The 5,393-nt window shown below is 73.4% G+C and carries 1 protein-coding gene and 4 pseudogenes; 2 read left to right on the plus strand and 3 right to left on the minus strand.

Annotated elements, in window-relative coordinates; all coding sequences use genetic code 11:
* Window positions 1-589, plus strand: a pseudogene (locus tag JNW89_RS26590) (hypothetical protein); the annotation flags it as partial.
* Between the two features lie 87 nt (window positions 590-676).
* Here the strand turns inward: JNW89_RS26590 and JNW89_RS26595 are convergent.
* Both JNW89_RS26595 and JNW89_RS26600 read right to left on the minus strand, forming a co-directional pair.
* Window positions 677-2,346: pseudogene (locus JNW89_RS26595) on the minus strand (DUF885 domain-containing protein).
* Window positions 2,330-3,064, minus strand: coding sequence for a Uma2 family endonuclease (locus JNW89_RS26600; RefSeq protein ID WP_238451063.1), 735 nt, complete (start codon window positions 3,062-3,064; stop codon window positions 2,330-2,332). Before JNW89_RS26600 ends, JNW89_RS26595 begins: the two are co-directional and overlap by 17 nt.
* Window positions 3,065-3,170: 106 nt before the next feature.
* On the opposite strand from JNW89_RS26600, the pseudogene JNW89_RS26605 reads away from it, so the two are divergent.
* Window positions 3,171-4,372 (plus strand): annotated as a pseudogene (locus tag JNW89_RS26605) (DMT family transporter); the annotation flags it as partial.
* Here the strand turns inward: JNW89_RS26605 and JNW89_RS26610 are convergent.
* Window positions 4,255-5,381: pseudogene (locus tag JNW89_RS26610) on the minus strand (PHP domain-containing protein). The pseudogenes JNW89_RS26605 and JNW89_RS26610 overlap by 118 nt on opposite strands.
* Window positions 5,382-5,393: the final 12 nt, after the last annotated feature.

The following is a 5,393-nucleotide window of genomic DNA, read 5'->3' on the forward strand; positions in this document are numbered from 1 at the left end:
CAGCCCGACACCGAGCGCGAAGGCGGCCGCGCCGACCGCCGGACCGACCCCCACCGGTCGGACGTCGAGCCGCACCGGCTGCGCGCCGAGCCGGCCGAGTCGGCCGAGCCGGCCCGGCCAGGTCGAGCCCGGCAAGCTGCTGCCGCGGATCGCCCCCGAGCCGGGGCAGCCGAAGGTCGCCCGGCAGCCGTCCAAGCTGACCGGCTCCTCGGTCACCATGAGTTCCTTGCGGTTCGAGGGGATCGTCGACCTGCCGACCGCGAACGGCACGCTCAAGGCGCTCAAGTTCAGCATGAGCAAGGCGGTCACCGACGACTTCAAGCTGGTGGCGGACGGCCCGGCGGGGCGCAACCAGCAGTACGTCACCGACCGGCTCACCGTGCAGGGCGACGTGGCGTTCTACGCCACCCGCTTCGTCGGCCGGCTGCTCGGCATCAAGATCACGCTGACGCCGGACCTGCCGTTCCCGGACGGCATCCCGGTCACCCTGCCGATCTCGGTCACCTTCACCGACCCGGTGATCGACCTGGCGTTCGTCGACTGCCGCACGCTGACCGCCCGGCCGGCGCTGACGCTCAATCTTCCCTGACCTTCGTCCCGCCACCCCTGGTGGCCGGGGGCGGGCCGTCCCGCCGCCCCCGGCACCGCAGTCAGGGTCTGTGCTCTGGCACAGGCCCTAGAGGCGGGCCAGCGCCTTGCGCAGCGGGTCGAGCCCCAGCGAGCCGAGGTCGAGCGCCTGCCGGTGGAACTCCTTCAGGTCGAAGTCGGCGCCCTTGCGGGCCTTCGCCTCCTCGCGGGCCTGGAGCCAGATCCGCTCGCCCACCTTGTACGACGGCGCCTGCCCCGGCCAACCCAGGTAGCGGTTGAGTTCGAAGCGCAGGTTCTCGTCCGGCACCCGGCAGTGCGCCCGCATGAACTCCCAGCCCAGCTCCGGCGTCCAGCGCTCGCCCGGGTGGAAGTCGAACGGGTTGTCCTTCGGAATCTCCAGCTCGAGGTGCATGCCGATGTCGACGATCACGCGGGCCGCCCGCATGGCCTGCCCGTCGAGCATGCCGAGCTTGTCGCCCGGATCCTCCAGGTAGCCCAGGTCGTCCATCAGCCGCTCGGAGTAGAGCGCCCAGCCCTCGCCGTGCCCGGAGACCCAGCAGAGCAGCCGCTGCCAGCGGTTGAGCAGCTCGGCGCGGACCGCCGTCTGCGCCACCTGGAGGTGGTGCCCCGGCACGCCCTCGTGGTAGACCGTGGTCACCTCGCGCCAGGTGGAGAAGTCGGTGATGCCCTGCGGCACCGCCCACCACATCCGCCCGGGGCGGGAGAAGTCCTCGCTCGGCCCGGTGTAGTAGATCGCCCCGTCGCTGGTCGGCGCCAGGCAGCACTCGATCCGGCGGACCTGCTCCGGGATGTCGAAGTGGGTGCCGTGCAGGTCGCTGATGGCCTTGTCGGCCAGCGCCTGCATCCAGTCCCGGAACGCCTCCTTGCCCTGGATGGTGCGGGCCGGGTCGGCGTCGAGCGCCGTCACCGCCTCGTCGATGCTCGCGCCCGGGCCGACGATCCTCGCGGCCAGCGTCCGCATCTCGGCCTCCAGCCGGGCCAGCTCCGCGAAACCCCAGGCGTACGTCTCGTCGAGGTCGACCTTCGCGCCGAGGAAGTACTGGGAGGCCAGCTCGTACCGCTCCCGGCCGGCGGCCTGCTTGTCCCGCCCCTGCGGGGCCAGCTCGGTGCGGAGGAACTGGCCGAACTCGGCGGTGGCGGCGGTGGCGGACGCGGCGCCCCGGCGCAGGTCGGCGCCGAGGGTGCCGTCCACGCCGAGCCGCTCCACCAGGCCGTGGAAGAAGTTGTCGCCGTTCGGGTCGGTCCAGACGTCGCACTGCTTGGCCACCTCGACCAGCTGCACCTTCGAGCTGATCTGGCCGGCGGCGGCGCCTTGCGCAGGGTGGTCTTGTAGCCCTCCAGCGTCGTGGCGAACCGGTTGAGCCGGGTGGCGATGTTGGCCTGGGCGGCCTCGCCCTCGGTCGGCATCAGGTCGAAGACCATGCGGATCTCGTGCAACCCGCTGGCGATCACGTTGACCTCGCTGGTCACCTCACCCGCGTCGTACCGGGCGAGGTCCAGGCCGAGGCGTTCCTGCATGGCCTCCTTGGCCGTCCGCTCGGTCTCCGTGTCCGGCTCGGTCACGTCGAGGTCGGCGAGGGTGCGCCGGGTCAGCTCGGCCCGGGCCTCGTAGCCGGCCGGGGAGAGGTCGTCGAGCTGGTCGTCGTAGCCGGCGATGCCGACGTAGGTGGCGCCGGTCGGGCTCAGCGGGGCCCAGTCGGCCACGTAGCGGTTCGCGAGGTCATCGATTCGTCCCACGCTGCGACCCTACGTGACCGACCGGCCCTGATGTCGACCGTGTTTGGCATGTTCGGGGCAGCAGTCGCGCCGGGTCGACGTCGATCGGGAACGGCGACCGGGCGCGCAGCCGCTGCCCGCCGACGGCACGCGCGGTGGGCACGTAGCGCCCGTCGTCGTCGAGGCCGAACAGCTCCATCGCCACCCGGCGCGACCGGTCGCCGATTTCCACCCGCATGAAGTACGGCACGCCGCCCTCGGCGCAGCGGCGCCGCTTGTCCGCCCCGTCCGGCGCCGGCCCGCCGGCCCGGACGAACTCCACGGCCAGGGCGCACAGCTCCGCCGGCACCCACCGTTCCTCCTCGTCGGTGGCGGGCAGGGTGTGCAGCACGGTGACGTCCGGCTGGATCCAGCAGGTCGGCGAGAAGACCAGGTTGACCCGGCCGAGCACGTGCCGGCCGGTTGCCTCGGCCGCCGGTACCAGGGCGCTGGCCAGGCTCGCCATCGCGATGCTCTCGGTGGCCGGCGGGAACGGGGTGACCACCAGCCGGCCGTCGACGCACTCGTGCCGGGCGCCGGCCAGCTCACCGACCCGCAGGTGGCGTTCCGCGCGCCGCACCGTCCACCCGCCGTCGAGGTCGAGCACCGGCTCCGACCCGCCCGTCAGCAGCATCAACGCCTCCCCCTCCCGGCTGATCAACGACGGTGCGCCGCCGGGGTTCCTGTGCGGATCCCGCACCGGCTCGACGGGTCGACGGCCGCGCGGTGGCGGGGTTGCTGTGGCGGTCGACACGGCGTCCGATTTTCGCGGGACATCGTCGTACCCCTGCGGCAGAGTGTCAGGGGTGACCACCCATGTGACCCCTGACCGGGCGCCGCTGCGCAGCTGGCTGCCCGGCTTCCTGGCGCTCGCCGCGATCTGGGGTGCGAGCTTCCTCTTCATCAAGGTCGGCATCGAGGAGCTGCACCCGCTGCATCTCACCCTCTACCGGGTGGCCACCGGCGCGCTCACGCTGCTGGTGGTGCTCGCCGTGCTCCGCGACCGGCTGCCGCGCGAGCCCCGGGTCTGGGCGCACCTGGTCGTGGTCGCCGCGTTCGGGGTGGCGCTCCCGTTCACCCTCTTCGGCTACGGCGAGCAGCGCGTCGAGTCGATGCTCGCCGGCATCTGGAACGCGACCACGCCGCTCATCGTGCTGCCGCTGGCGGTGCTGGCCTTCCGCACCGAGCGGCTGACCGCGCGCCGGGCGGTGGGGCTCGGGCTGGGCTTTCTCGGCGTGCTGGTGGTGCTCGGCGTCTGGGAGGGCGTCGGCGGCTCGCACTTCACCGGCCAGTTGATGTGCTTCGGTGCGGCGGCCTGCTACGGCGTGGCCATCCCGTACCAGAAGAAGTTCATCGCCGGCAGCTCGTACTCCGGGCTGTCGCTCTCCGCGGCGCAGCTGCTGGTGGCGACGGCGCAGCTCGCGGTGGTCGGTCCGCTGCTGGTCGGGGCGCCGCCCGTGCCGACCGAGCTGTCGGCGCCGGTGGTGGGCAGCGTGCTCACGCTCGGCGCGCTCGGCACCGGGCTGGCCTTCGTGATCAACCTGCGCAACATCCGGGTGGCCGGCGCGAGCACCGCCTCCACGGTGACCTACCTGATCCCGATCTTCGCGGTGCTGATCGGCGCGGTGGTGCTCGACGAGCGGCTGAACTGGCACCAGCCCGTCGGCGCCCTGGTCGTGCTGCTCGGCGTCGCGGTGACGCAGGGCCTGATCGGGCCGCGCCGCCCGCGCGCCGAAGTGGTTACCGGCATCCCCGCCGTGCCGGCCACGGAGCCCGCCGCCCGCTGACCCCACCCGCCCGACCAACTCCATGTCGGCGATGTCGCGGTGTCCTCGGCTCGAGGACACCGCCGTCCCGCCGGCGTGGAGGTGATCAGCGCCGGCCGGGGCGTCAGCGGCGGGTGCGGGCCCACTTGAGCAGGCGGTCGGCCCGCCAGGTGTTGACCACCCGGTCGGCGGGGACGCCGCAGAGCGCCGCCCGCTCGCAGCCGAACCGCTGCCAGTCCAACTGCCCCGGCGCGTGCGCGTCGGTGTTGATGGCGAACCGGCAGCCCGCCTCCAGGGCCCGGCGGATCAGCCGCTTCGGCGGGTCCTGCCGCTCCGGCCGGGAGTTGATCTCGACGGCCACGCCGCGCTCGGCGCACGCGGCGAAGACCGTGTCCGCGTCGAAGTCGCTCTCGGACCGGGTACGCGGGCGGTGCGCGCGGTCGCCCGGACCCTTCACCCCGGCCGGGCGGGACGACACCATCCGCCCGGTGCAGTGGCCGAGGATGTCCAGGTGCGGGTTGTCGATCGCGGCCAGCATCCGGCGGGTCATCTTCGCCCGCTCGTCGTTCAGCCCGCTGTGCACGGAGCCGACCACCACGTCCAGCCGGGCCAGCAGCTCGTCGGTCTGGTCCAGCGAGCCGTCGGCGAGGATGTCCACCTCGATGCCGGTGAGGATGCGGAACCCCGCGGGCAGGGCCTCGTTCACCGCCGCGACGTGGTCGAGCTGCTTGCGCAGGCGGTCCGCGGTGAGGCCCCGGGCCACCTTGAGCCGGGGCGAGTGGTCGGTCAGCACCACGTACTCGTGGCCCAGCTCGACCGCCGCGAGCGCCATCTCCTCGATCGGCGACCCGCCGTCGGACCAGTCGGAGTGGGTGTGGCAGTCGCCGCGCAGCGCGCTCCGCAGCGCGGTGGCCGCGGCGTCCAGGTCGGTGCCCTCGGTGGCGACCAGCCGGCGCAGGTAGACCGGCTCCTCGCCGGCCAGTGACTCGGCGACGCAGCGGGCGGTGACGTCGCGACCCCGGTCAGCTCGGTGAGCTTCCCGGTGCGGGCGCGCTCGGCGACCTCCTTCGCCGGCAGCTCGGCCAGGGCCTTCGCCGCGGACCGGAACGCCCGGACCCGGTAGGTGGCCTCGTTGGCCCGTTCCAGCAGGAACGCGATCCGGCGCAGGTCGGCGATGGGATCCCGGGCGGTAGGTGGCCTCGTTGGCCCGTTCCAGCAGGAACGCGATCCGGCGCAGGTCGGCGATGGGATCCCGGGCGGTCA

The sequence above is a fragment of the Micromonospora sp. 4G55 genome (assembly GCF_016803375.1).